Below are 24,013 nucleotides of genomic sequence, written 5' to 3' on the forward strand. Positions count from 1 at the left end.
GTTGGCGCGGTGGGGGGGGCCCCCGGGGTCAACTTTGTGTTTATTCTTCCACATTTTTTTTTGGGGGGGCGGGTGGGGTTTTTTTTGGGGGTTCCGGGGGGGGGGGGGGGGGGGGGGTGCCCCCCCCCCCCCCCCACCCCATCAACAGGTGACTCGCCTATCGCCTACCGGGTCAGTGGTGACCCTTGGGCGAGGCGAACGACTCGACGTAGCCGTTCGCGGGCGTACCCACGCCGGTCACGTCGTCGTAGCCCTTGACCGCGGACAGCGAGCTGTCCTTGCCGAGGCTGCGCACCGAGGTCAGCAGGCCCGCCGTGGCGTCGTAGCCGTTGGCGAAGTCCACGCGCGCCACCGCCAGGCCGGAGCCCGTCGGGTTGTCGGTCACGTCGTGGTAGACCTTCGTGCCGAACTTGGCGTAGATCGACGGGTTGGCGAAACCGATCGCCTTGCCGCCGCGCGCCTCCTGGGCCAGGGCCTGGACCGCCGCGATCACCGGGGAGGCGAGCGAGGTGCCGCCGATCCGGTACTCGCTGTACGACTCCGAGCCGTCCGCCTGGGTCTGCGTCTGGCCGACCTTGAAACCGGTGTTCGGGTCGGCGATCGCCGAGATGTCCGGGACGACGCGGTTGCCGGTGGCGCTGTTGGCCTTGGCGAGGGAGTCGGGGACGACGCCCTTCTGGTAGTACGGCTCGTTCACCGTCTTGCTGGTGCCGCCGCCCGCGCCCGAGGTGAAGGCGCCGGGGAAGCCGGTCCAGCTCTTGCCGTCGGCCGACAGGGCGGCCTTCTCGGTGCCCCAGCCGGTCTCCCACAGGTACTTGTCGCCCTTGCCGACGGCGAGGGAGGTACCGCCGACCGCCGTCACCCACGCCGAGTTGGCCGGGGTGTCGACCTGCTTCGTGCCGGTGTTGGCGACCTCGTCGCCGTTGTCACCGGAGGAGAAGTAGAAGCCGATGCCCTCGACCGCGCCCAGCTGGAACACCTGGTCGTAGGCGGCGGCGAGGTCCGGGGTCTGGTTGGCCTCGATGTCGCCCCACGAGTTGGAGACGATGTCGGCCAGGTGGTTGTCGACGATCTTGCTCAGCGAGTCGAGCAGGTCGTCGTCCAGGCAGGAGGCGGCGCCCACGTATGTGACGTTCGCGTCCGGCGCCACCGCGTGCACGGCCTCGACGTCGAGGGTCTCCTCGCCGTACCAGCCCGAGGCGTCGCACTCGTCGGCGCCCGTGTTGGTGTAGTTGCTGGGCAGGACCTGCTTGAGCTGGCTGGTCTTCCAGGAGGCGTCGCCGTGGTTCTTCGCGTAGGTGGCCGCGTCGAACGCGATGGTCGGCGAGGCGTAGGCGTCGGTGATGGCGACGCGCACGCCCTTGCCCGTGTACTTGCCGGCGCCGTAGGCGGCCCGCAGCTGCTTGCCGGTGTAGCCCTGGACGGCGTACGGGATCTTCTTGCCGTAGGCCGAGGGGAGGGTGGTCGCGGTGTTGGAGCCGTAGTACGAGGAGAACGGTCCGGCGTTCTTGAACACCGCGGCCGGGCCCGGCAGCGTGTCGTCGTGGTTCGCCTTGTGCGGGGCGTTGTCGAGACCGGTGACGGTCAGGACGGCACCGTTCAGGCTGTCCGGCGCGGAGGCCGTCTTCGACGGGGCGCGGTAGGTCTTCGAGCCCTTCGCGTAGTTGTGCAGCGAGGTGCTGAACGCCTTCTCGACCGCCGCCACGTCACCGGAGACGGTGACGTAGTGCTGCGTGGTGCCGGTGACCTTCAGCCCGGCGGACTTCAGCCAGGACTTGACGGCGGTCACCTGGGCCGTCGTGGCGCCGAAGCGCTGCTGCACCTGAGCGGCGCTCAGGTACTTGCCGTACAGGGCCGAACTCGGGTCGGAGACGGCCTTGGCGTACGCCGCGAGACCGGAGGCGTTCCGGCCGGCGAAGTAGACCCGGGCGGAGACCTTGGAGCTGTCGGAGGTCGCTCCCTTGTCCGCCTTGGCCGTCGCCCACGCGGGCTTGGTGCCCGCGAGGGCGTCCCGGCCCGGGGTGTCCGCGGCGTGCGCCGCGGGTATGCCGAGCGCCAGAGCGCCGGCGATCATGGGCAGTGTCGCTGCCATGCTCACGCCGGCGCGCATGGTGGCGCGATTGGATCTCATAAAACCCCCTGCTATGCGGTTCGACGCATGGAGTGGTCGGTCATGCGGATCCGCACGGAACCTGCGGCGGGAGGGTCCGTGGATGGATCACACGTGGGGGCCACTCTTTCGATGAACCGTTCATGCCAGGGGAACGCGAAAGTCAAGAGAAACCCAAGGAACCGTCAGCCAGGGCGAATTGGGGGCTTTTTTCCTTACGGGCGTGTAACGAACGACCGGGGTCGCTTTACGAACGTGCTTTTGCGCCACGTTCCTTGAGCATGTCGGCCATCAGCTGGATCTCCGACTGCTGCGCGTCCACCATCCCCTGCGCCAGCCGTTTCTCCACCCCCACCCGGCACTTCTCCACACATCCCTCGGCCATGTGGATACCGCCCTTGTGATGGTCCGTCATGAGCTGGAGGAAGAAGATCTCGGCGGCCTTGCCGCTCAGCGAACCCAGCTTCTTCAGCTCGGTGTTGGTCGCCATCCCCGGCATCAGCGCACCGTCCTTGCCGGACGCCATGCCACCCATGCCCATCCAGGTCATCGGCGGATCGGCCGACACCTTCGGCAGGTTCCACAGGTCCAACCAGCCCAGCAGCATGCCCCGTTGATTGGCCTGCGTCTGCGCGATGTCGTAGGCGAGCCGCCGCACCTCCACGTTCTTGGTGCGATCCCGCACGATGTACGACATCTCGACGGCCTGCTGATGGTGGACCGCCATGTCCCGCGCGAACCCGGCGTCCGCCGAACTCGCCGTAGGAGTGGGGGAGTCGGCCGAGCGGCTGCCGTCCTCCGCGACCGCGTAGGTGATCGCGCCGGCCGCGACCAGCGCCGTCGCCGCGGCCCCCGCGATCATTCCCACCTGCCTCACTGCGACAGCCCGCCCGTGCAGGCCGCACCCGGCTCCGGGGTCTGGCTGCCCTGCACGAACTTCTCGAAGAACGAGTTCACCGCCGGGTCGCTCGCGCTCTTCACGGTCCGCTGGTGCCCCCACGCCGACAGCATGATCGGGTCCTTCTGGCTGTCGTAGGGACTCATCAGCGAGTACGGCGTCGACTTCACCTTCGTCGCCAGCGCCTGCACGTCGGCCGCCGAGGCCTTCTTGTTGTACGTCACCCAGACCGCGCCGTGCTCCAGCGCGTGCACCGCGTTCTCGTCCTTGACGGCCTTGGTGTAGACGTCACCGTTGCAGTTCAGCCAGACCGGGTTGTGGTTGCCGCCGACCGGCGGGTGCATCGGGTAGTTCACCGTGCCGGTGACGTGGGTGCGGCCCAGCGTCCCCTTCCAGGTGTTCACGCCGTCCGCGCCGGCCACGAAGTGCCCGGAACCGGAGTTCTTGGAGTCGCTCGCGGAACTGTCCTTCTTGCCGGACTGCGCGTGCACGACGGCCACCCCGCCGATGACGAGACCGGCGGCGACCACCGTGCTCGCCACGATCTTCACGAGCTTGGCGCGCCGCTCGCGGGCCTGCTCGGCGCGCCGCATCTCCTCGATGCGGGCCTTGCGCGCCGCGTTGCCGGTGTTCTTCGCGGAACCCATGAGGTGTGTGTCCTTTTGGGGGAAGGGACGGGAAGGTCGGGACCCACTGATCGTAGTGGGGGAGGAAAGGGTTCCCGTAGGGCGCCCACAGCAAAGACCGCGGAAGACCGCGATGCCCCCATGCCAGGCATTACGAATGTCAGTCCGAGCAGGCAAGATGGTCAGCAGACGGGCATCGGCGCGGGACACCTGCCGTTCGTGAGCCGTTCGGCCCGATGACGGCCGGTCGATCAAGGTCGGCAACGCGCACGAAATGGTGTTGTGGTGGGATGCTCAGGTGCCCGACCGCCTCCTGCGGTACGAGGACAGGCGGCCTGACCAGCAAGGATGGGGAAGCGGAAGATGGACAAGCAGCAGGAGTTCGTGCTCCGGACGTTGGAGGAGCGCGACATCCGGTTCGTACGGCTGTGGTTCACGGACGTGCTGGGCTTCCTCAAGTCCGTCGCCGTGGCCCCCGCCGAGCTGGAACAGGCCTTCGACGAGGGCATCGGCTTCGACGGCTCGGCCATCGAGGGCTTCGCCCGCGTGTACGAGTCCGACATGATCGCCAAGCCGGACCCCTCCACCTTCCAGGTCCTGCCCTGGCGCGCCGAGGCCCCCGGCACGGCCCGCATGTTCTGCGACATCCTCATGCCGGACGGCTCCCCGTCCTTCGCGGACCCGCGCTACGTCCTCAAGCGCGCCCTCGCCAAGACCTCCGACCTGGGCTTCACCTTCTACACCCACCCGGAGATCGAGTTCTTCCTCCTCAAGGACCGCCCCCTCGACGGCTCCCGCCCCACCCCCGCCGACAACTCCGGCTACTTCGACCACACCCCGCAGAACGTGGGCATGGACTTCCGCCGCCAGGCGATCACCATGCTGGAGTCGATGGGTATCTCGGTCGAGTTCTCCCACCACGAGGGCGCCCCCGGCCAGCAGGAGATCGACCTCCGCTACGCCGACGCGCTCTCCACCGCCGACAACATCATGACCTTCCGCCTGGTCATGAAGCAGGTCGCGCTGGAGCAGGGCGTGCAGGCCACGTTCATGCCGAAGCCGTTCTCGGAGCACCCCGGCTCGGGCATGCACACCCACCTCTCCCTCTTCGAGGGCGACCGCAACGCGTTCTACGAGTCCGGCTCCGAGTACCAGCTCTCCAAGGTCGGCCGCTCCTTCATCGCGGGCCTGCTGAAGCACGCGGCGGAGATCTCCGCCGTCACCAACCAGTGGGTCAACTCCTACAAGCGCATCTGGGGCGGCTCCGAGCGCACCGCCGGCGCCGGCGGCGAGGCCCCCTCGTACATCTGCTGGGGCCACAACAACCGCAGCGCCCTGGTCCGCGTCCCCATGTACAAGCCCGGCAAGACCGGCTCCGCGCGCGTCGAGGTCCGCTCCCTCGACTCCGGCGCCAACCCCTACCTGGCCTACGCCCTCCTCCTCGCCGCCGGCCTCAAGGGCATCGAAGAGGGCTACGAGCTCCCGCCGGGCGCCGAGGACGACGTCTGGGCCCTCTCCGACGCGGAGCGCCGCGCGATGGGCATCGAGCCCCTCCCGCAGAACCTCGGCGAGGCCCTGACCCTGATGCAACGCAGCGACCTGGTAGCCGAGGCCCTCGGCGAACACGTCTTCGACTTCTTCCTCCGCAACAAGAAGGCGGAGTGGGAGGAGTACCGGTCCGAGGTGACCGCGTTCGAGCTGCGGAAGAACCTGCCGGTGCTGTAGGCGCAGGTCAGAGGCGTCTTGGTTCGATTATCAGCTAGCAGGCGGTGGAGACGGCGTCCGTCGCCTGTCCCTACGGGATTCCTGCTGGGCCGCCTGCGGGCCGTCGGAAGGCAGAGCAGCCTGTTTGTCGACGCTGAGGCGGCTCGTGCCCCCCTGCATCGGTGTTTCCTGGGCTTGCTCCTCCCTGTCGTGTCCGCGTTTGTGCTTCCTGCGGTCCTTCCACCACTCAAGCCGGTCTTTTGATTCTTGGGGGAACACGGATTGCACGACGCCGAGGGTGATGCCTCCAAGGGTGCCGATAGCGCCGCAGGCCGCTACAACGGCGATGGTCCAGCTGGGTGCGCCCGCTGAGGCGAGGAGAGCTACGCCGCCCCCACCACCGCCCGCACCAGCTATTGTTACTGCGCCTGCAACGATGCCAGGTTGTCGTCCGCCACTCTGCCGGGGACTCACTTGATCACCTGGTGTTGCTTGGAGGAGCGGACGAGCTCCATTCGGAGCGAGATGGCGGACTTGGCGAGCCTGAGGGCGTAGAGCCATTGGGCCCAACGGCCTCGCGCTCCGAGAACATACAGTTCACCGAGGAATTCTTCTCTGTAACGGGCCTGCTCTCTCGCTGGTAGTACCTGCGCGATCACCCCAACGATTAGCTGAGTCGCTCGTTGCGATAGAACCCGACGACGGCCCTTCCTGCTGGGGCGCTCAAACACTGACGTGGGGTGGCATCGGTACACCACCGTGCCGACCCGGTCCCCGCTTCCTTCAAGAGTGCATAGGCGGACGTACGTCAGTCGGCGATGCGGTTCGACGGCGCATTGGATCTGCAAGGTGCGTGTGGAAGTGTGGGGCTCATCTTTGTCTTCGCGGATCCCTGTGGTGTCGTGCGAGGCTTCGGCCTGGCGCGACAGAAGTTCAGGAGCAATGTGCCGTAAGGCCTCCAAAGCGGCTACCGCGTACCTTGCGGCAGTCGGGTCCCCGGTTATGACACCGGCGAGCCATGCTTCGACGTCCTCGTGTACTACTACAAGCCACGGTGCGGTCACGTCCAGCAGGCTACACCACATGTGGGTTGTATTTAGAACCTTTGTATTGTGCAGATGGTGGCGGTGAGGTTCATGCCCGATCTCGCGAAGTGGGTATGTCCTGCAACGTGCCTCCTGTCCTGTAACAGCCGATTCGGCAACAAGTAACGGCCCCGGCTGGAGCCGGGGCCGCATTGGGCAGCGGTCTGCAGGTGGGCGTCTTCAGGCTTAGCCTCTGAACTCGGCGGTGAGCTTAAGCCTTACTCCCAGCGCGTTCAGGTACCTCGCCAGCGTGCCAACTTCTGTCGCTTTGATCGCCCCGGTCTCAATGGCTGAGACGCGTGACTGGGAGACCTTCATTTTTTGGGCCACTGCGGCCTGGGTTAGTCCTTGGCGCTTGCGTTCTTGGCGTAGCCGGGCCATCAAAATCTCAAGGTCCTCGGCCAAGTCGCTTGCCTCGATCGATAGACCGTCGCGCACGCTCTCCCAATCACGAGCCGATTCCAGCGTGTTGATCGAATTCGGTGCTGTGATGACTCGAACCTCAGGCGTCGCGTTCATTGACTCGTTCATCAGGCTGTACCTCCACGGGGATGCAGAGTGGCGGTACCCGCAGTCAATCGGGATGTCCTGCTCCTTCGGGCATCTACGCTTGCGAGTGCAAGCCTGGCTTGTTCTGCTCCGTGGCGTGTGAGTGTGTAATAGCGCCTTCGGGGTCGACCTGCTAGCGAAGGATCGACGTCCTCCCAGTGGGAAGCGACCCATGACCAGGCCTCAAGGCGGGCAAGGATCGGGTACAGGGTTCCGGATGGGAGGCCGGCGCTTTCGCCGAGCTCAAGGCCATACCGTTCCTCCGTCGGGCGCTCCAGTAGAGCGCGGAGCACCAGCTGCGTGGTGAGGGTCATTCGCGGCGAGACCATGCTCGTACTCTACCTAGGGGCTAAGTAGAGTTCTACATGCGAGACGTTCCTTGCTAGGTCTTTCGTGTGTCCCTAGTCACATTGGCTAGTTGTGCTCTGGGCTGTTTGAGGTGGCAGCTTCGCGGCCATACAGGCCGTCTACTGCGTTCCGGGCCCGCGCGTCGCTACTTGGCATGAGGTGCGTGTACACCCGCAGCGTGAACCCCGGATCGTTATGCCCAAGGTAGTGGCTCAGCGCCTTGATGTTCTCCCCGGAGTTCAGTAGGACCGACGCGTAGAAGTGCCTTAGCGCGTGCATGCCGTGCTGGCGCGCAGCCTGGTGACGCTCACCCGGCTTCGGCTCGGGTATCACCCCTGCCGCGACGAGAGCGGGCTTCCAAGCGCGGTCGTTGAAGTCCGTCCGCCGCACCGCTCCCGCGCCGTCGAGGCGGGTGAATAGCAACTTGCGCGTCACCAGGCGGCGGTCCTTCCGCAGCCACGGCAGCGTGATCGGGACCGGTGGGAACTCCTTCATGTGGCGTTTGAGGACGTCAGCCATGCGATCGGGCAAGGGAACGTCACGGAGCTTGTCTCGCTTCGGCGGGCCGAAGACGAGACCGTCGGTCGTCACCTTGACCTGATTCACGATGTGCAGCCAACCGGACTCGAAGTCGATTTCGTCGACAGGGAGCCCGAAGATCTCTCCCTGTCGCAGACCGCATCCCGCCCCGAGGTCGACCGCCGTGCGGAAGCGCCCCGGCAGCGCCTCCCGGACGTCGAAGACTCGCTCGGCTGTCCACGGCACGACGCGGCCAGTCCCTGGTGCGGGAGGGCGTACGGATTGCGCGCGGCACGGATTCTTCGGCAAGTGACCGTCGTCGACGGCCGCGTTGAGGATGGTCGATACGTTGTTGTAGATCACGCGCCGGTACGACGTCGCGGGTACGGCCCGCCCAACTCGCTCAGCCAGTCGCGGATGTGTTCCGGCTTGAAGGAACTGAGGGGGCGTGACCCCAGGTAGGGGATCGCGTGGCCGCGAAACGTAGAGGTGACCGTCTCTCGGGTCGTCAGGTCGGTGCTCTGAGTGGGCGATACGCAAGCTGATGTCAAGTTCGTGGCTCGGTTGAGTGAGGTTGGCGGGCCAGGTATTCGCGTGAGGAGTGAGCGTGCCGGGCCGGGCGAGCATGTCCACTGATCCGGAGTGAGTTCGGGCCGTGAGCACGACGAAGTGTTGTGGCACGATCCTCGTTGTGGATGACCGAATGCGTGAGGTGGACTGGTCCGGCTTGTTCCATGCCTCGGGACCTGCCAGCGACACGCCGCGGCACCTGGCAGCTCTCCTCGGCAAGGATGCGCGGGCTTCTGTCGACGGGTACTCGCACCTGTGGTCGGCGACGCTTCGCCGCGAGGGCAAGGCATGGCCTGCGACGGCGCCCACCGCGATGCTTGTCGCCGAGCTCCTGGACAACCCGCTGCTGGGGCTCGGCGATCCCTCGCTGCCCGATGCCATGCTCGCCTATCTGTACGTGGTCGGCGCCGCCGCCGACCTCGGCGACCAGACGACGGAGATCCGTGCTCGGGTCCAGGACCGCGCGCCGGAGCTGCGGGGCTGGACGGTCGAGTACGTGTCGGCCGATGAGGATGGCCGGGCCCGGATGTGGCAGGACGGTACAGGGCTGGGTGAACTCGTCCTCGATCAGGCGGCGCTCGCCTGCTTCGACGTGGTTCCCGTTCTGCTGCAGCGAACACTGCCGTACCTCGCGTCGGAACGTGCCAGGCGCAGGACATGTGCCGCCGCAGCGGTTGGGGCACTGGCGCGGCATCCCGCGGCCTCCGCGCAACGTTCGGAGCTGGTGAAACAGTTGGCGTCGATGGCCCTGGCCATCGAGTCCTCGTACGACCTGGCGACGATGGTGATCGCCATCGGCCACCTCGGCGGCGACACGCGCCCCTGGCTGACTGACCCACGTGCAGGCGTTCGGGTCTGCGCGGCCCTGGCGCCCGACCTTGCCGGCAACGACACAGCAGAGCACGTGCTCATGGAACTGGAGCGGTCGCCGCAAGCGTTTAGCAAGTCCTTCGGCGACATGGCTCCGCCCCTGCAACTCCAGTCCCAGTCGCTCCAGGACCTGCTCGCAGGGCGACGCGCGAGCTGATGCCCGATGTCAGCGACCGAGGTTACGGTCGCGGCAGGGTGAACACCCCTTGCTCGGTCTCCGTCAGGATCCCGCGGTTGGCCAGCCGCTTGAGTTTCAGCCGGACGTTGTTGACATTGTTGGGCGCGATCTCCAGATCCATTGCCTCGCAGACCGCCCGTGCCCGCAGTGGGGCGTCGGCTGCGGCGAACACCGCCATGATCTGCTGGTAGGCCGGATGGTCCAGCAGCTTCGCGACCGGCGGCGTCGGCGGGGATGGATCAGGGAGCGCCAGCAGGGTCTTGCGGGTGATGCGTACTTCCTCGGCGAGCTGGGCGAACTCCTCCAATTGCGCTGCGAGTTCCGAGATGCGTCCTCGCGTCGCCTGGGCCTGCGCGGCGATCTCGCGCTCTTGCTCCTCCAGGTGCGCCAGCACCGCTCCCAAGGCCAGGTCGCTGCCGCTCATGCGCCGCGCCAAGCGGGAGCGGATGTCGCGGTGAGCATCCGGGTCATCCGGTCGCTTATGGCCCAGTACACCCTCGACTCGGCGGAGGCGGGCCGATGCTCGTAGTCCCGTACCAGCCTGCGGTGCAGCATCATGATCCCATTCACCTGCTCCACCACCCACCTCTTGGGCTGCGGGACGAACCCTCTGGCTGCCGGGTTGCGCTCGATGACTTCGACGTCGATGCCCACCATCTGCCCGTGGTCGACGACGGCGGTCTTGAACCCCTGGTCTACCAGGGCCTTGTACACCGTGTCGGTGTCGGCGGCGACCTTGTCCAGCAAGGCGATGCCGGCGACGTTGTCGTGCGCGGAAGCGGCCAGTACCACCACCGCGATCACCAGACCGAGAACATCAACTGCCAGGCCGCGTTTGTGGCATGGGACTTTTTTCTGCCGCGTCCCTTCCGGTGGTGTCGGCGGGCACCCCGGCGGCCGCGTGCAGGCTCTGGGTGTCGAGCACCACCAGGCTCGGGTCGGCCTTGCGCCCCCGACTCTCGCGGACCTGCCAGCGCAGCAGGTTGTGAAGGGTCTGGTTGGTGCCGTCGTCGCGCCACTTGTAGAGGTAGTACTTCACTGCTCCGACCAGGGCAGGTCGTGGGGGAGGTAGTCCCACTGGCAGCCGGTACGGGACTGGTAGAGCAGGGCGTTGACGATCTCCCGCATCTCGTACGCGCCCCGGTGGCCGCTGACGGAGGGATGCTGAGCCTTCCAGGAGGCGATGACGGGTTCGATCAGGGCCCACCGCTCATCGGATAAGTCGCTCTTGCAGGGCTGGCGATCGCTCACGAGGAACACTCCAGCACGACAGGACACCCCGATCAGCCCCGATACACCTGCGCCACACGTTCCAGCGACAACAAACGCAGCATCACGCCATATACCGCCCTCTGAGGGCGGGCGCGGACTTCGACGGAGCCGAGCGCTCATCGATGCGCAATGCGGAAGCCCGAGTCACGCTGGGCGTTACGGCGGCACGCGAAGGCGACTTGGAGCAGGCACTCATCATGGGGGAGCGCGCCCTTGAAGGGGACGACAGTCGGTGCCGTCGCTCATCATGACCAACCGTGAACTCGCTGCCGAGATGCGGCGCCGGTACAGCTCCGAGCCAGCGGCGCTGGACTACATTCCGCGGTTTCACTCACTCGCTTAGCAGAAGCCAGGCTTCATGCCTCGCTAGCATCGTAAGAACGGAGAGACGCCGGTCGACTTTGTCGGCATCAGCCTTCAGCAGCGTCCACCACGTAGACCGAAATCTCGTGCTTCTCGGCCTCTCCGACAGCATCCTGCCACGTCAACTGCAGGGTATATCGCCCGCGCACTGACCCCGAAAACTGGACATCCATCGCGATATTGGTGAACCCTGGGACATCTTTGCGACTTCGCTGATTGAGTTGGATTGCCTGATTGAGCGCAAAAACAGCGACGCCCTGCGGGTTCACCAGGTTGATTGCCAGCTGCCCTGAAGGGGCAACTCCGTCATCCTCTGAATCGTCGATCAGCCCGATTACGAGAGTTTGACGGAACGAGAAGGGTACCGCGTGGGCATTAATGACTCGCTGATTAAAGCCAATCAGCGTCATCGCATTTCGAATATCTGCGCCCACACCCTCAGTGAGCAATACATGCTCGACCCTCACGAAGGAAGCCCCCTGTAGAAATGCATTGGATGATTGGCGATTGGCACAGGTGCTACGTTGGAAACGAACATAGTCGTCGTTTCCGAGTGAAACTGGACGGGCTGCGGGGGAGATGTAGGCGCTTCCGATGCGATACTCACGTAGATGCGCGTATTTCCAGCAGGCTGAAGGCGCCCAACGAGCTCATACCCGAGGGCGTCACATACGTCAGCGATCCGATCTATTCCCGCACTTTCGTACCCGCCAGCCTCATCCTTCTGCACCATTTGCTCACTCACGCCCAAGCGGGAAGCGAGCTCTGCCTGGGTGATTCCTTGTGCGATTCGGGCCTTAATGAAACTCCCAGGGAGAGCATCAAGAGAATTAACCTCGAACGCCTTTACAGAGCCGCTGCGAATTGCCAGAAACTCGTCTATGTCGCACGCGACTTCCTGCGCGAGAGTTTCCCATACTTGCACATCTTCCCCGGTGGCCCGAGATGCAGCCTCCCGCAATTTATCTAGCTTCCTGCGGGCAATGGAAAGTTGCCTATCATTTCGAATCACTCGAAACCCTCCAAGCTGAGGCGAACAATCCCTTTGGGAACATCGTCGAGATCCGAGGAAAAGAATTCCTTGATGGTCACGTAACCAGAACTCGTTGGCTGAGGTGACGGATACGGCCAGAGGTCAATCTTGTACCGCTTCTTCAAGGTGTCATGTTGAGCAAACGAGAAGAGTCCCCATTGCCTCGTGTCGACACCCTTGGGCGGCATGTAGATGACTTCGACGTCCCCCGGTCGGACCTTATTTGTGACAAACGATCCGTCCAGATAGAACTCAGTCACCCCAAACTCCACAAGAGACTTCACGACATAGTGAAGTCCGACAAGAAGATCTTTCCTCTTGAAGTTCCAACCGAGTACCTTCTCAACTTCCTCCCATGTGGCCTCATGCTCCCCAGGGGGCAGGTAGCCATGATCGTTAAATGAGGGCAGTGGCACCAGCGTAGCCCAACTTCTAGGTTGTGTCAGTAGCGCGGAGTGCTGCACAGCGTAGCCAAAGAGTGGCTGATCATGTGCAGAATCACGAAATCCACCCTGTAGATACGACACAGGCAGCAAGTCAGGTCGCGGCGCCCCCGCTGCCCTTGGCCACTCGCCAAGGTTCACTGCCCCTCCGCCGGGGGTGAGCCACCCTGCTAGGGCTCGGCTTCGATGAAGTGAACGGGGGGCCAAACAGGGGGCCATGCAATGCGGCCGAACCTAGATCGTCCCGGACGGTAGGGGACAACGCTGGAGCCAAACCGGCAGGTTAGTGGCCCCCGAGCGAGGTCACGCAGGCCCCGACCGCGTTCGGGACGAAGAGGTTGTCGGGCCGTCTGTGGGCCGTCGAAGGGCGGCCTAAGGCGACCAACGACGACCACTGACGACCGCGCGGCTACTGGCCAACGCTGCGCCAGCGTCGATCGCGTGAGGTCGCTTCTGGGCCGCGCCACTTCCTCCGCAACAAGAAGGCGGAGTGGGAGGAGTACCGCAGCGAGGTCACGGCGTTCGAGCTGCGGAAGAACCTGCCAGTGCTCTAGCCCGGCGACTCTGTCTCACCGCACGAACGCGGGCGATACCGCCGCGGTGCTGATGCGCCGCGGCTTTCCCGTGCCGTCTGCCGGTATCGCGTACAGGTCCGCGCCGTAGTCGCCGGGCAGGGCGTAGACGATCGTGCGGGAGTCTTGCCATACCGCCTGGTCGTCGACGCTGCGGGGTTCGGCCAGTGGGGTTTCGCGCATGGTGCGGAGGTCGAGGACGTACAGGTGCCAGGGGGCGTCCTTCGGGAGGCCCCGTACGCGTTTCTTGAAGGCGATGCGGGTGCCGTCGGGGGAGAGGGACGGGCACTCGACGTTCGCGTGGACCGTGGTGAGTGTGCGGGTCTTCAGGTCGCCCCTGACCAGGTATGTCCGGCCCTTCGTCGCCAGCGTCGCGTAGAACGTGCGGTCGTCCGCCGCGAAGGTCACGCCCCAGAAGTTGTCGTCGGCCGCGTGGTAGGCGTGGCCGTCCTTGCGGACGCGGAAGGATTCGAGGGACGGGATCAGCCGGCCCGTCCTGGTGTCGACGATCGCCGCGCGCGTGGAGAAGTTCGTGCCCGCGTACGAGTCGCCGCCGACGAACGCCGTCCAGGCCGCGAAGTGACCCGTGGGGGAGACCCGGGCCCGGGAGGGGATGCCCGGGACGTCGTAGCGGGCCCGCACCTTGAGGTGGGCGTCGAGGATCAGCGCGCGGTAGGTGTCCGTGACCGTGCCGTGGACCGCCTGGAGACAGACTCCCGTGCCCGAACTGGCGTAGAAGCGCAGGCACTTGAGGCCGGAGGCGGTGCGGGGGCCGGAGGGGTCGGCGGCCGGGACCGTGGTCAGTTCGTCGCGGTGCGGGCCCCAGGCCATGTTGCGGAACACCATGGTGCCGGGCGAGGTGAGGGTGATGCCGCCCGCGGTGATCTTCGGGCCGCCGGGCCGGGCCCGGTCCCGCTGGTCGGCGCGCGCCGAGGCGTGCAGTACGGAGGCGACGGCGACCCCGGCCAGCAGCACGATCGCCAGGCAGAGCACCAGGACGCGATTGCGTACGGTCATGAAACGGTCTCCCGGACAGGTCGGAGCGTCAGCGCGAACACCGCGCACACCGCCAGCGCTGCCGTCGACGCCAGCAGCGCCGTACGGTCGCCCCACAGCGTCCAGGCCGCCCCGAAGCCCAGCGAGCACACGAACCGCGCCGCCGCCTGGCCCGTCTGCACCAGCGCCAGGCCCGAGGAGCGCAGTTCCTCCGGCACGCTGTCGGAGGCCACCGCCATCAGCACGCCGTCGGTCGCCGCGTAGAAACCGCCGTGCAGGAGGAGGACGGCGTAGGGGAGGGCCGTGCCGTGCCAGGACGTCAGCAGCAGGGCGTACGCCGTGAGCAGCGCGCCGTGGCCGGCGAGGAACACCCGCCAGCGGCCGACGCGGTCCGCGAGGCGGCCCAGGGGTACGGCGAGCAGCAGGAAGGCCGCCGCCGTGCCCAGCGGCAGCAGGGCGAACCAGCGGTCGGGGACGCCGAGTCGGCGTTGCAGGAGCAGGTAGACGAAGGAGTCGCTGACCGTCGCCAGGCCCAGCAGCAGCGCGCAGATCGTGATGCGGCGCAGGTCGCGGCGGGCGAGGAGCGCGAAGGCCGCGCCCAGGGTGGGGCGGCTGCTCGAAGGCGCCGGTACCGGTGCCGGTGTTCGGGGCTGCGCCTGTGTTCGGGGCTGCGCCGGTCCTCGGCCGCCCGGCACGAACAGCACCAGCACCAGGACTCCGACCACGGCCACGCAGAAACTCACCGTGAACACCGCGTCGTACCCGTCGACCGTCGCCCGCAGGATCAGGAATGCCACCAGCGGGCCGAGCAGCGCGCCCGCCGTGTCCATCGCGCGGTGCACGCCGAAGGCGCGACCCCGGTTCTCCGGGGTGGAGGACAGCGAGATCAGCGCGTCGCGCGGTGCGGTGCGCAGGCCCTTGCCCGTGCGGTCGGCGGCCAGGATCAGGCCGATGGGGGTGAGGGTGTGGGCCAGGAGGAGAAGCGGCTTGCAGGCCGCCGACACGGCGTAGCCGATGCCCGCGATCCACTTGTGCCGGCCGCCGCCCCGGTCGGCCAGGTGGCCGCCGGCCAGCCGGACGAGGGCCGAGAAGCCGTTGTAGACGCCGTCCAGGAGACCGAAGCCCAGCGGGGAGAGGCCGAGGCCCGTCACCAGGTACAGCGGCAGCACCGCGGTCACCATCTCGGACGACACGTCGGTGATCAGGCTGACCGCGCCGAGCGCGAGGACCGTGGGGGCGACCACGGCGGACACCCGCGCCGTGGCAGCCGCGGTACCTGCGGTACCGGTGGTGCCGCCGGTACGGGCGCGGCTGTCCGCCACGTACATGTCAGGACGCCCAGACGCCGGTGATGTCCGCGGCCGAGGCCGCGTTGCCCGCGTGGGTGGACAGGCCCTGGGAGTCCTCCAGGGTCCGCAGCAGGTTGTAGTGGTTGTACGTGGTCGAGGACGTCGAACCCGCCTTCACCGGCTGGCCGTAGAGGACCGTCGGGATGCGGTTGCCGCTGAGCAGGTTGTCCTCGTCGAAGGTGACCACGAGGAGGCTGTTGTGGGTCTTGGCCCAGGTGGCGTACGCGCCGAGGTTGTTCTTCAGCCAGGTGTCGCCGGTCGCCACCGAGCAGTCGTGCATGTCGCTGCACAGGTTGGGGGTGACGAAGGAGATGTCGGGGAGGGTCGTGTAGTCGGTCGGGAACTGCGCGAAGGTCTTCGCGGTCGAGGTCGCGACGTTGGAGAAACCGAACCACGGGTTGTGCTTGCGGGCGTAGTTTCCGCTGCTGCACGTCGTCGAACCCTGGCTGGGCAGCGTCTCGTTGTAGCTGGCCCAGGTGCCGCCCGCCGCCGTCACCTCGGAGGCGAGGTTCGCGGCCGAGGAGAAGCCCGCGGTGTAGCAGCTGTCGCTGGTGATGCCCTGGGTGGAGCCGGAGAACAGGGCGAAGTAGTTCGGCTGGCTCGGGTGGGTGATGCCGTACGACTGGGTGAGGGCGGCGCCGCCGGACGCGAGCGAGTTGATGTAGGGGGCGCTGGAGGAGCCGATGACCTGGCTGTAGGCGTGGTTCTCCATCACCACGACGACGACGTGGTCCGGGGTCGGCACCGTGGTCGCCGCGTGCGCGGTCGAGGCGCTGCCGAAGCCTGTCCAGACCCCGACGGCCGCCGCCGAGAAGGCGAGCGCGGACGCCACGACGGCGCGGCTGCGGCGGTACACGGAACCGACGGGAGCAACGGAACCAACGGGAGCAACGGGACCAACCGGACTGGCGGTGCCAGTGGGATCGAGGGAACTGCCGGACACTTCAACCTCCGGGTGGGGGGGAGGACGGGGGTGACGGTGCGGACAGAGCATGCACACGCCAAAATGCCCGCGTCCCGTCACCCCCAACCCGCCGGATGAAGAAGTGGTGAATTGATGTCGGTGTCGAACTAGTCCTGCGGTCCGGCCAGTTGGGCCAGCACCTGGTGCAGCGGCTCGGTCGCCCGCTTGCGGTACTCCTGGATCGCCCAGCCGTTCCCGTCCGGATCCTTGAAGTACATGAAGGTGGCCCCGTCCTGCGGCGCGAACTGCACCGGCTCGCTGACGTCGAGCCCGCGCGCGGTCAGCTCGTCGTAGGCCGCCTTCGCGTCCTGCACGCACAGTTGCATGCCGTGGTACGTCCCCGGCTGCGGTGTCCCGGTCGGCACCTGCAAGCCGTCGACCAGCGCGATCGAACAGCCGGACCCCGGCGGCGTGAGCTGCACGATCCGCACGCCCTCCATCACCTCGCCGTCGAGATCCACGTGGAAGCCGACCTTGTCCTGGTAGAACGCCTTGGCCCGGTCCACGTCCGAGACCGGCAGCAGGATCACTTCGAGGGTCATGTCCATGGCTTGACTCCTTTGTCAGGCACATCACTCGAACCGCCAGCGCGTCCGGCTGAACGGCTCCCCGCCTCTTACCGAAGCCGAAAACCGTGCGCGGCGCCACAGCGCGGACGAAGGCGGGCCCGCGCCCCTCCGCAACTCCTCGCCGCACGCCCCGGCGCCCCCGCCCGCACCTGCGGTTAGGCTCGGGACGATACGACCTAGATCCGAACGACCTTGATCCGAGGGAGGCCGAGGATGACGGCGCCGGGACGCAGAAGCAGTACCTTCACGCGGCTGCTGCGGCACGGCTTCACCGATCCCTCGGCCGCCGAGCGGCTCCTGGACAGCACGGAACTGGCGCCGATAAGGAACGACCCGGTCCTGCTCGAAGCGCTGGGCGCCACCGCCGACCCCGACCTCGCCCTCCAGGGTCTTGTACGGCTCCTGGAGGCGCAGCCCGAGCCCACCGCCCGGCGCGAGCTGACCGACACGCTGATCGCGGCGAAACCCCTGCGGGACCGGCTGCTCGGTGTGCTCGGGGCCTCCGCCGCCCTGGGCGACCACCTCGCCCGGCACCCGCGCGACTGGCACGCCCTCGTCATGTACGAGCCGCGCGACCTGCACCCCGGGGTGGAGGAGTTCGTACGCGGTCTCGCCGGGGCTGGCGACCCGGTCGCGCTCCGCGTCGCCTACCGCCGCTGCCTGCTGTCCATCGCCGCCCGTGACGTGTGCGGCACCACCGACCTCGCGCAGACCGCCGCCGAACTCGCCGACCTCGCCACCGCCACCCTGCGCGCCGCCCTCGCCATCGCGGGCGCCGCCGCGCCCGAGGACGCGGCGCTGTGCCGGCTCGCGGTGATCGCGATGGGCAAGTGCGGCGGCCACGAGTTGAACTACGTCTCCGACGTCGACGTCATCTTCGTCGGCGAGGCGGTCGACGGCGCCGACGAGGGCAAGGCGCTGCGCGCCGCCACCAAGCTCGCCGCGCACATGATGCGGATCTGCTCGGAGACCACCGTCGAGGGCTCGATCTGGCCCGTCGACGCCAACCTCCGCCCCGAGGGCCGCAACGGCCCGCTGGTGCGCACCCTCGCCAGCCACCTCGCCTACTACCAGCGCTGGGCCAAGACCTGGGAGTTCCAGGCCCTGTTGAAGGCCCGCCCGGTGGCCGGCGACCTGGCGCTCGGCGCGGAGTACGTCGCCGCTCTCGACCCCCTCGTGTGGCAGGCGGCCGAGCGCGAGAACTTCGTCACCGACGTGCAGAAGATGCGCCGCCGGGTGGTCGAGAACATCCCCGCCGCCGAGATCGACCGCGAGCTCAAGCTCGCCCCCGGCGGTCTGCGGGACGTCGAATTCGCCGTCCAGCTCCTCCAGTTGGTGCACGGCCGGGCCGATGTCTCGCTGCGCAGCGGCACCACGCTCGTCGCCCTTGAGGCCCTCGCCGCCGGCGGCTACGTCGGCCGCGAGGACGCCGCCCGGCTCGACGACGCCTACCGCTTCCTGCGCGCGATGGAACACCGCATCCAGCTCTACCGGTTGCGCCGCACCCATCTGGTGCCCGTCGAGGAGGCCGACCAGCGCCGCCTGGGCCGCTCGTTGGGCCTGCGCACCGACCCCGTCGCCGAGCTGAACCGCGAGTGGAAGCGCCACGCCACCGTCGTACGACGCCTGCACGAGAAGCTCTTCTACCGCCCGCTGCTCGACGCGGTCGCCCAACTCGCCCCGGGCGAAGCCAGGTTGAGCGCCGAGGCGGCCCGCGAACGCCTGGTGGCCCTCGGCTACGTCGACCCGGCGGCGGCGCTGCGCCACATCGAGGCCCTCGCCTCCGGAGTCACCCGCAAGGCCGCCATCCAACGCACCCTGCTGCCCGTCCTGTTGGGCTGGTTCGCGGACTCCGCCGACCCGGACGCGGGCCTCCTCAACTTCCGCAAGGTCTCCGACGCGCTCGGCAAGACCCCTTGGTACCTACGGCTGTTGCGGGACGAGGGCGCAGCCGCGGAGAACCTCGCCCGTGTCCTGTCGGCCGGCCGGCTCGCCCCCGACCTCCTCATGCGCGCCCCCGAAGCGGTCGCCCTGCTCGGCGACGGCGACGGCGGCAGCGGCCTCGAACCCCGCGAACGCGCCCACCTGGACCAGGAGATACTGGCCGCGGTCGGCCGCGCCGACGACGCCGTCCAGGCGGTCACCTTCGCCCGCGGCGTCCGCCGCCGCGAACTCTTCCGTACGGCCGCCTTCGACATCGTCGGCTCCTACGGCACCGAGACGCAGCCCGCCGAGGCCGATCAGGGCGCCCTCGTCGACCGGGTCGGCGGCGCGGTCTCCGACCTCACCGCGGCGACCCTCGCCGGCACGCTGCGCGCGGTGGTCCGCGAGGGCTGGGGCGACACCCTGCCCACCCGCTTCGCCGTCATCGGCATGGGCCGCTTCGGCGGCCACGAACTCGGCTACGGCTCCGACGCGGACGTCCTGTTCGTGCACGAGCCCCGCGAGGGCGTATCGGACCGGGAGGCCTCCGAGGCGGCCGGCAAGGTCGTCGCCGAGATGCGCCGGCTGCTCCAGGTGCCGAGTTCGGATCCGCCGCTGCTGATCGACGCGGACCTGCGTCCCGAGGGCAAGTCGGGGCCGCTGGTGCGGTCGTTGAACTCCTACGAGGCGTACTACCGCCGGTGGTCCCTGGTCTGGGAGTCGCAGGCGCTGTTGCGGGCCGAACCCGTGGCCGGGGACGAGGAGTTGGGCCGCCGGTTCATCGAACTGATCGATCCGCTGCGGTATCCGGCCGAGGGGCTCGGCGACGACGCGGTACGGGAGATCCGGCGGCTGAAGGCGCGGATGGAGTCCGAGCGGCTGCCGCGCGGAGCGGACCCGACGCTGCACACCAAGCTGGGGCGCGGGGGGCTCTCCGACGTCGAGTGGACCGTGCAGCTCGTGCAGTTGCGGCACGGCTGGGCCGAGCCGGGGCTGCGCACGACCCGTACCCGGGGGGCGCTCGCCGCCGCGTGTGCCGCCGGGTTGATCTCCGCCGAGGACGCGGCGACCCTGGACGAGGCGTGGGTGCTGGCCACGCGGGTGCGGAACGCGGTGATGCTGGTGCGCGGCCGGGCGGGCGACACGTTCCCGTCCGACCCGCGCGAACTGGCCGCCGTGGGCCGGTACTTGGGGTACGGGCCGGGGCACGTGGGAGACATGCTCGACGACTACCGCCGGACCACGCGGCGGGCTCGTGGTGTCGTGGACCTTTTGTTCTACGGGGCCTAGAGGGTTGGTTCTCGGCCGACCGCCTGGGGGGCCTACGCCTTGGTCGGCAGCCAGAGGCCGTCGGTGTCCCGTACCGGCACCGTGCGTGGCAGGGCGTACGGGAACGCGCCGTACCACAGGCGGGAGACCGTGAAGCCGAAGGCCAGGCAGAGCATGCCGCCCACCGCGTCGAGCCAGAAGTGGTTGGCGGTGGAGACGATGACCATGAGGGTCGCCGCCGGGTAGAGGAGGCCGAGGACGCGCACCCAGGGGAGCTTGGCCAGGGCGAAGATCGTCAGACCGCACCACAGGGACCAGCCGATGTGCATGGACGGCATCGCGGCGTACTGGTTCGACATGTGCTTCAGGTCGCCGGAGGCCATCGACCCCCAGGTCTGGTGGACCATGACGGTGTCGACGAAGTGGCCGCCGTTCATCAGGCGCGGCGGGGCCAGCGGGAAGAAGTAGTAGCCGACCAGGGCCACGGCGGTGGTCGCGAAGAGCACCAGACGGGTCGCCGCGTACCGGCCCGGATGACTGCGGTACAGCCACACCAGGACACCCAGGGTCACCACGAAGTGCAGGGTGGCGTAGTAGTAGTTCATGCCGACGATCAGCCAAGTCACCGAGTTCACGGCATGGTTGATCGACTGCTCGACGGCGATGCCGAGGTCGTTCTCCACCCGCCAGATCCAGTCGGCGTTGCGCAGGGCCTCGGCGCGCTGTTCCGGAACCGCGTTGCGGATCTGTGAGTACGTCCAGTAACTGACCGCGATCAGCAGGATCTCGAACCACAGCCGGGGTCGGCGCGGAGTCCGCAACCGGCGCAGGAAACCCGGCCCCGCGGCGTCCGCGACGGGGCTCGGAACGGCTTCCTCACGGCCTTCCAATGTCGTCACGGTGGTCTCACCCATAGACACAAAGTCTGCCAGAAAAGGCTTCCGCGACCGATCATCCCCTGGTCGGGTCCGGCTCGCATGTTCTACGGCGAGAAGAGTCCCCGTACTACTACCAGCGCACTGCGCGCCGCCGCGTTTTCTCCCCCTTAGGGACGATTCCGTTCCCCGGGCGCCGAAGCCGTTGAACCCCGTACCACCAGTTCCGGCATGAACACGAACTCACTGTGCGGTGCGGGCGTCCCGCCGATCTCCTCCAGCAACGTACGCACCGCGGCCTGGCCCATCGCCGGCACCGGCTTGCGGATCGTGGTCAGCGGCGGGTCGGTGAACGCGATCAGCGGGGAGTCGTCGAAGCCCACCACCGAGACGTCCCGGGGCACCTCCAGACCCCGCTGCCGGGCCGCCCGTATCGCGCCGAGCGCCATCATGTCGCTCGCGCACACGATCGCCGTGCAGTCGCGGTCGATCAGCGCCGCGGCGGCGGCCTGCCCGCCCTCCAGCGTGTACAGCGAGTGCTGGACCAGCCGGGTCTCCACGTCCTCGGCGGTCAGGGCCAGTTGGTCCTGCATCGCGCGGACGAAGCCCTCGATCTTGCGTTGCACGGGCACGAAGCGCCGGGGGCCCAGCGCCAGACCGATCCGGGTGTGCCCGAGGGAGACGAGGTGGGTGACCGCGAGGGTCATCGCCGCGCGGTCGTCCGGCGAGATGAACGGCGCCTGCACCTTCGGCGAGAAGCCGTCCACGAGCACGAACGGCACGCCCTGCGCCCGCAGTTGCTCGTAGCGCTGCATGTCCGCGGAGGTGTCGGCGTGCAGTCCGGAGACGAAGATGATGCCCGCGACCCCGCGGTCGACGAGCATCTCGGTCAGCTCGTCCTCCGTCGACCCGCCCGGGGTCTGCGTGGCCAGCACCGGGGTGTAGCCCTGCCGGGTCAGCGCCTGCCCGATGACCTGCGCCAGCGCCGGGAATATCGGGTTCTCCAGCTCCGGCGTGATGAGACCGACCAGACCCTCGCTGCGCTGCCGCAGCCGTACCGGACGCTCGTAGCCGAGCACGTCGAGCGCGGCGAGGACGGACTGGCGGGTGGTGGCGGCGACACCCGGCTTGCCGTTCAGGACGCGGCTGACGGTCGCCTCGCTCACCCCGGCCTGGGCGGCGATGTCGGCGAGCCGTGTGGTCACGGGAGTGGACTGTACCGGCCGTCGGCGCGCTGCGGGTTGCTGCGTCATCGCGATCCCTCGTGTTCTGGTGGGCTTCTGGTCGGCATACGACATGCGGCAAGAGCTTGCAGAGTCTTGCACAAGTGTCTCATCGCCCGCTGAGCCGCATCAATACTCGGTTTCACCCGGATCGAGAAGAGGTCACGACCGGGTAACTCTCCGGCCATCTTGCAGTTTTTTGCAGCAAGGACTTTCGCGATGCTTGCATCGCTGTTACGTTCGGCGACGCCCGGCGGCGGCGAAGGAGCGGTCGGCGAGTCACAGGGGCGGCGGACGGGCCCGCCCCCTGCGGCACACGGGCTTTCACCCTCAAGGAGAACTCATGCGGCGTGGCATAGCGGCCACCGCGCTGGTGGCGTCCCTCGTCCTCGCGGCGACGGCCTGCGGCGGCAGTGACAGTGGCAGCGGCAAGGCGGACGGGCCGGTCACCATCACCTGGTGGGACACCTCCAACGCCACCAATGAGGCACCGACGTACAAGGCCCTCGTCGCCAAGTTCGAGGCCGCCAACAAGAACATCAAGGTCAAGTACGTCAACGTGCCCTTCGACCAGGCGCAGAACAAGTTCGACACCGCCGCCGGCTCCAAGGGCGCCCCGGACGTGCTGCGTTCGGAGGTCGGCTGGACCCCCGCCTTCGCGAAGAAGGGCTACTTCCTGCCGCTGGACGGCACCGAAGCCCTCGCCGACCAGGCCAAGTTCAAGCCGAACCTCATCACGCAGGCCCAGTACGACGGCAAGACCTACGGCGTGCCGCTGGTCACCGACACCCTCGCCCTCGTCTACAACAAGGCGATCTTCGCGAAGGCCGGGATCACCCAACCGCCCACTACCTGGGACGAGTTGAAGGCCGACGCCTTCAAGATCGACGCCAAGGAGAACGTGTACGGCTACTGGGGCTCCACCCAGGCCTACTACGCGCAGACCTTCCTCTACGGCGAGGGCACCGACACCGTCGACGCCACCGCCAAGAAGATCACCGTGGACTCCGCCGCCGCCAAGAAGGCCTACGGCACCTGGCTCAGCCTCTTCTCCGGCCAGGGCCTGCACAAGGCCGACACCACCGCCGACGCCTACGCCCACATCCAGGACGCGTTCGTCAACGGCCAGGTCGCCGCGATCATCCAGGGCCCCTGGGAGATCACGAACTTCTACAAGGGCTCGGCCTTCAAGGACAAGTCCAACCTCGGCATCGCCCAGATCCCGGCCGGCTCCACCGGCAAGTCCGGCGCCCCCACCGGCGGCCACAACCTCTCGGTCTACGCCGGCTCGGACTCCGCGCACCAGAAGGCGGCCCTGAAGTTCGTCAACTTCATGACCTCCGCCGCCTCCCAGTCGACCATCGCGCTGAAGAACTCGACGCTGCCGACCCGCGACGACGCCTACACCGCAGCCGTCAAGGCCGACCCGGGCATCGCCGGCTTCCAGAGCGTCCTCGGCGTCGCCCAGCCGCGCCCGGCGCTCGCCGAGTACAGCTCGCTGTGGGGCCCGCTGGACACCGAACTGCCCAAGATCGCCGGCGGCAAGGAGTCCCTCGACAAGGGCCTGAGCAACGCCGAACTCGCGATCCAGAAGCTGGTCCCGGACTTCAGCAAGTAGCCCCGAGCGGTCGTCGGATCCACCGGCCCGCGAGCGCGGGGGACGGATCCGACGGCCGCCGGCCGGCACACCGGCCCAACTCCTGAC

The 24,013-nt window shown here is 67.8% G+C and carries 21 protein-coding genes and 2 pseudogenes; 5 read left to right on the plus strand and 18 right to left on the minus strand.

What is annotated here, in order from left to right:
* Positions 1–172: 172 nt before the first annotated feature.
* From ACIQPR_RS43175 to ACIQPR_RS43185, 3 genes are all read right to left on the minus strand, one after another.
* The gene (locus tag ACIQPR_RS43175; protein ID WP_403661125.1) at positions 173–2,131 is read right to left on the minus strand and encodes a protease pro-enzyme activation domain-containing protein; all 1,959 of its coding nucleotides are present in this window, start codon (positions 2,129–2,131) and stop codon (positions 173–175) included.
* A gap of 226 nt (positions 2,132–2,357) precedes the next feature.
* The gene (locus tag ACIQPR_RS43180) at positions 2,358–2,972 is read right to left on the minus strand and encodes a DUF305 domain-containing protein (protein ID WP_403661127.1); all 615 of its coding nucleotides are present in this window, start codon (positions 2,970–2,972) and stop codon (positions 2,358–2,360) included.
* Positions 2,973–2,983: 11 nt separating this feature from the next.
* Entirely contained in the window at positions 2,984–3,655 is a 672-nt protein-coding gene (locus ACIQPR_RS43185; RefSeq protein WP_403661130.1) for a DUF3105 domain-containing protein, read from the minus strand.
* A 342-nt stretch (positions 3,656–3,997) separates the two neighbouring features.
* On the opposite strand from ACIQPR_RS43185, the gene glnA reads away from it, so the two are divergent.
* Positions 3,998–5,359 carry a type I glutamate--ammonia ligase gene (gene glnA, locus ACIQPR_RS43190; RefSeq protein WP_403661133.1) on the plus strand — a complete coding sequence of 454 codons (1,362 nt, stop codon included), beginning with the start codon at positions 3,998–4,000 and terminating at the stop codon, positions 5,357–5,359.
* Between the two features lie 1,250 nt (positions 5,360–6,609).
* Here the strand turns inward: glnA and ACIQPR_RS43195 are convergent.
* The 4 genes from ACIQPR_RS43195 to ACIQPR_RS43210 all read right to left on the minus strand — a co-directional run bounded on the left by ACIQPR_RS43195 (position 6,610) and on the right by ACIQPR_RS43210 (position 8,390).
* On the minus strand, positions 6,610–6,954 hold the full coding sequence (locus tag ACIQPR_RS43195; protein ID WP_403661136.1) for a helix-turn-helix domain-containing protein: 345 nt from the start codon (positions 6,952–6,954) through the stop codon (positions 6,610–6,612).
* Positions 6,954–7,301 (minus strand): PadR family transcriptional regulator, encoded by a 348-nt coding sequence (locus tag ACIQPR_RS43200; protein WP_403661139.1) that lies wholly within the window; start codon positions 7,299–7,301, stop codon positions 6,954–6,956. The genes ACIQPR_RS43195 and ACIQPR_RS43200 overlap by 1 nt, the downstream gene beginning before the upstream one ends.
* 85 nt (positions 7,302–7,386) lie before the next feature.
* Positions 7,387–8,202: a tyrosine-type recombinase/integrase gene (locus ACIQPR_RS43205; protein ID WP_403661142.1), complete on the minus strand. Its 816-nt coding sequence runs from the start codon at positions 8,200–8,202 to the stop codon at positions 7,387–7,389.
* Complete coding sequence (locus ACIQPR_RS43210; protein ID WP_403661145.1) at positions 8,199–8,390, minus strand: hypothetical protein; 192 nt, start codon at positions 8,388–8,390, stop codon at positions 8,199–8,201. The genes ACIQPR_RS43205 and ACIQPR_RS43210 overlap by 4 nt, the downstream gene beginning before the upstream one ends.
* A gap of 104 nt (positions 8,391–8,494) precedes the next feature.
* Here ACIQPR_RS43210 and ACIQPR_RS43215 point away from each other — a divergent pair, with 104 nt between their 5' ends.
* Positions 8,495–9,436 (plus strand): hypothetical protein, encoded by a 942-nt coding sequence (locus ACIQPR_RS43215; protein ID WP_403661148.1) that lies wholly within the window; start codon positions 8,495–8,497, stop codon positions 9,434–9,436.
* A gap of 22 nt (positions 9,437–9,458) precedes the next feature.
* On the opposite strand, the gene ACIQPR_RS43220 is transcribed toward ACIQPR_RS43215, so the two are convergent.
* The 5 genes and pseudogenes from ACIQPR_RS43220 to ACIQPR_RS43240 form a co-directional block, all read right to left on the minus strand.
* On the minus strand, positions 9,459–9,881 hold the full coding sequence (locus tag ACIQPR_RS43220) for a hypothetical protein (protein ID WP_403661151.1): 423 nt from the start codon (positions 9,879–9,881) through the stop codon (positions 9,459–9,461).
* Positions 9,878–10,708 (minus strand): annotated as a pseudogene (locus ACIQPR_RS43225) (IS5 family transposase). Before ACIQPR_RS43225 ends, ACIQPR_RS43220 begins: the two are co-directional and overlap by 4 nt.
* A gap of 431 nt (positions 10,709–11,139) precedes the next feature.
* Entirely contained in the window at positions 11,140–11,559 is a 420-nt protein-coding gene (locus tag ACIQPR_RS43230; RefSeq protein WP_403661154.1) for a hypothetical protein, read from the minus strand.
* Complete coding sequence (locus tag ACIQPR_RS43235; RefSeq protein ID WP_403661157.1) at positions 11,556–12,104, minus strand: helix-turn-helix domain-containing protein; 549 nt, start codon at positions 12,102–12,104, stop codon at positions 11,556–11,558. The genes ACIQPR_RS43230 and ACIQPR_RS43235 overlap by 4 nt, the downstream gene beginning before the upstream one ends.
* The gene (locus ACIQPR_RS43240; RefSeq protein WP_403661160.1) at positions 12,101–12,541 is read right to left on the minus strand and encodes a DUF6932 family protein; all 441 of its coding nucleotides are present in this window, start codon (positions 12,539–12,541) and stop codon (positions 12,101–12,103) included. The genes ACIQPR_RS43235 and ACIQPR_RS43240 overlap by 4 nt, the downstream gene beginning before the upstream one ends.
* Before the next feature lie 494 nt (positions 12,542–13,035).
* Here ACIQPR_RS43240 and ACIQPR_RS43245 point away from each other — a divergent pair.
* Positions 13,036–13,122 (plus strand): annotated as a pseudogene (locus ACIQPR_RS43245) (glutamine synthetase); the annotation flags it as partial.
* 15 nt (positions 13,123–13,137) lie between these two features.
* Here the strand turns inward: ACIQPR_RS43245 and ACIQPR_RS43250 are convergent.
* The 4 genes from ACIQPR_RS43250 to ACIQPR_RS43265 all read right to left on the minus strand — a co-directional run bounded on the left by ACIQPR_RS43250 (position 13,138) and on the right by ACIQPR_RS43265 (position 16,997).
* Positions 13,138–14,157, minus strand: coding sequence for a TolB family protein (locus tag ACIQPR_RS43250; RefSeq protein WP_403661163.1), 1,020 nt, complete (start codon positions 14,155–14,157; stop codon positions 13,138–13,140).
* The gene (locus ACIQPR_RS43255) at positions 14,154–15,464 is read right to left on the minus strand and encodes an MFS transporter (RefSeq protein ID WP_403661166.1); all 1,311 of its coding nucleotides are present in this window, start codon (positions 15,462–15,464) and stop codon (positions 14,154–14,156) included. The genes ACIQPR_RS43250 and ACIQPR_RS43255 overlap by 4 nt, the downstream gene beginning before the upstream one ends.
* Position 15,465: 1 nt before the next feature.
* Positions 15,466–16,341: an alkaline phosphatase family protein gene (locus ACIQPR_RS43260; RefSeq protein ID WP_403661169.1), complete on the minus strand. Its 876-nt coding sequence runs from the start codon at positions 16,339–16,341 to the stop codon at positions 15,466–15,468.
* Positions 16,342–16,556: 215 nt separating this feature from the next.
* Positions 16,557–16,997: a VOC family protein gene (locus ACIQPR_RS43265; protein WP_403661172.1), complete on the minus strand. Its 441-nt coding sequence runs from the start codon at positions 16,995–16,997 to the stop codon at positions 16,557–16,559.
* A 234-nt stretch (positions 16,998–17,231) separates the two neighbouring features.
* Between ACIQPR_RS43265 and ACIQPR_RS43270 the strand changes: the two genes are divergently transcribed.
* Positions 17,232–20,231: a bifunctional [glutamine synthetase] adenylyltransferase/[glutamine synthetase]-adenylyl-L-tyrosine phosphorylase gene (locus tag ACIQPR_RS43270; protein ID WP_403661175.1), complete on the plus strand. Its 3,000-nt coding sequence runs from the start codon at positions 17,232–17,234 to the stop codon at positions 20,229–20,231.
* Positions 20,232–20,263: 32 nt separating this feature from the next.
* On the opposite strand, the gene ACIQPR_RS43275 is transcribed toward ACIQPR_RS43270, so the two are convergent.
* Together ACIQPR_RS43275 and ACIQPR_RS43280 are read right to left on the minus strand one after the other, a co-directional pair.
* Positions 20,264–21,124, minus strand: coding sequence for a phosphatase PAP2 family protein (locus tag ACIQPR_RS43275; RefSeq protein ID WP_403661178.1), 861 nt, complete (start codon positions 21,122–21,124; stop codon positions 20,264–20,266).
* 131 nt (positions 21,125–21,255) lie between these two features.
* The gene (locus ACIQPR_RS43280; RefSeq protein ID WP_403661181.1) at positions 21,256–22,290 is read right to left on the minus strand and encodes a LacI family DNA-binding transcriptional regulator; all 1,035 of its coding nucleotides are present in this window, start codon (positions 22,288–22,290) and stop codon (positions 21,256–21,258) included.
* 361 nt (positions 22,291–22,651) lie between these two features.
* Between ACIQPR_RS43280 and ACIQPR_RS43285 the strand changes: the two genes are divergently transcribed.
* Positions 22,652–23,926, plus strand: a complete 1,275-nt coding sequence (locus ACIQPR_RS43285; RefSeq protein ID WP_403661184.1) for an extracellular solute-binding protein — start codon at positions 22,652–22,654, stop codon at positions 23,924–23,926.
* Positions 23,927–24,013: the final 87 nt, after the last annotated feature.

This window comes from Streptomyces sp. NPDC091280 (assembly GCF_044768565.1).
Classification (GTDB): Bacteria; Actinomycetota; Actinomycetes; order Streptomycetales; family Streptomycetaceae; genus Streptomyces.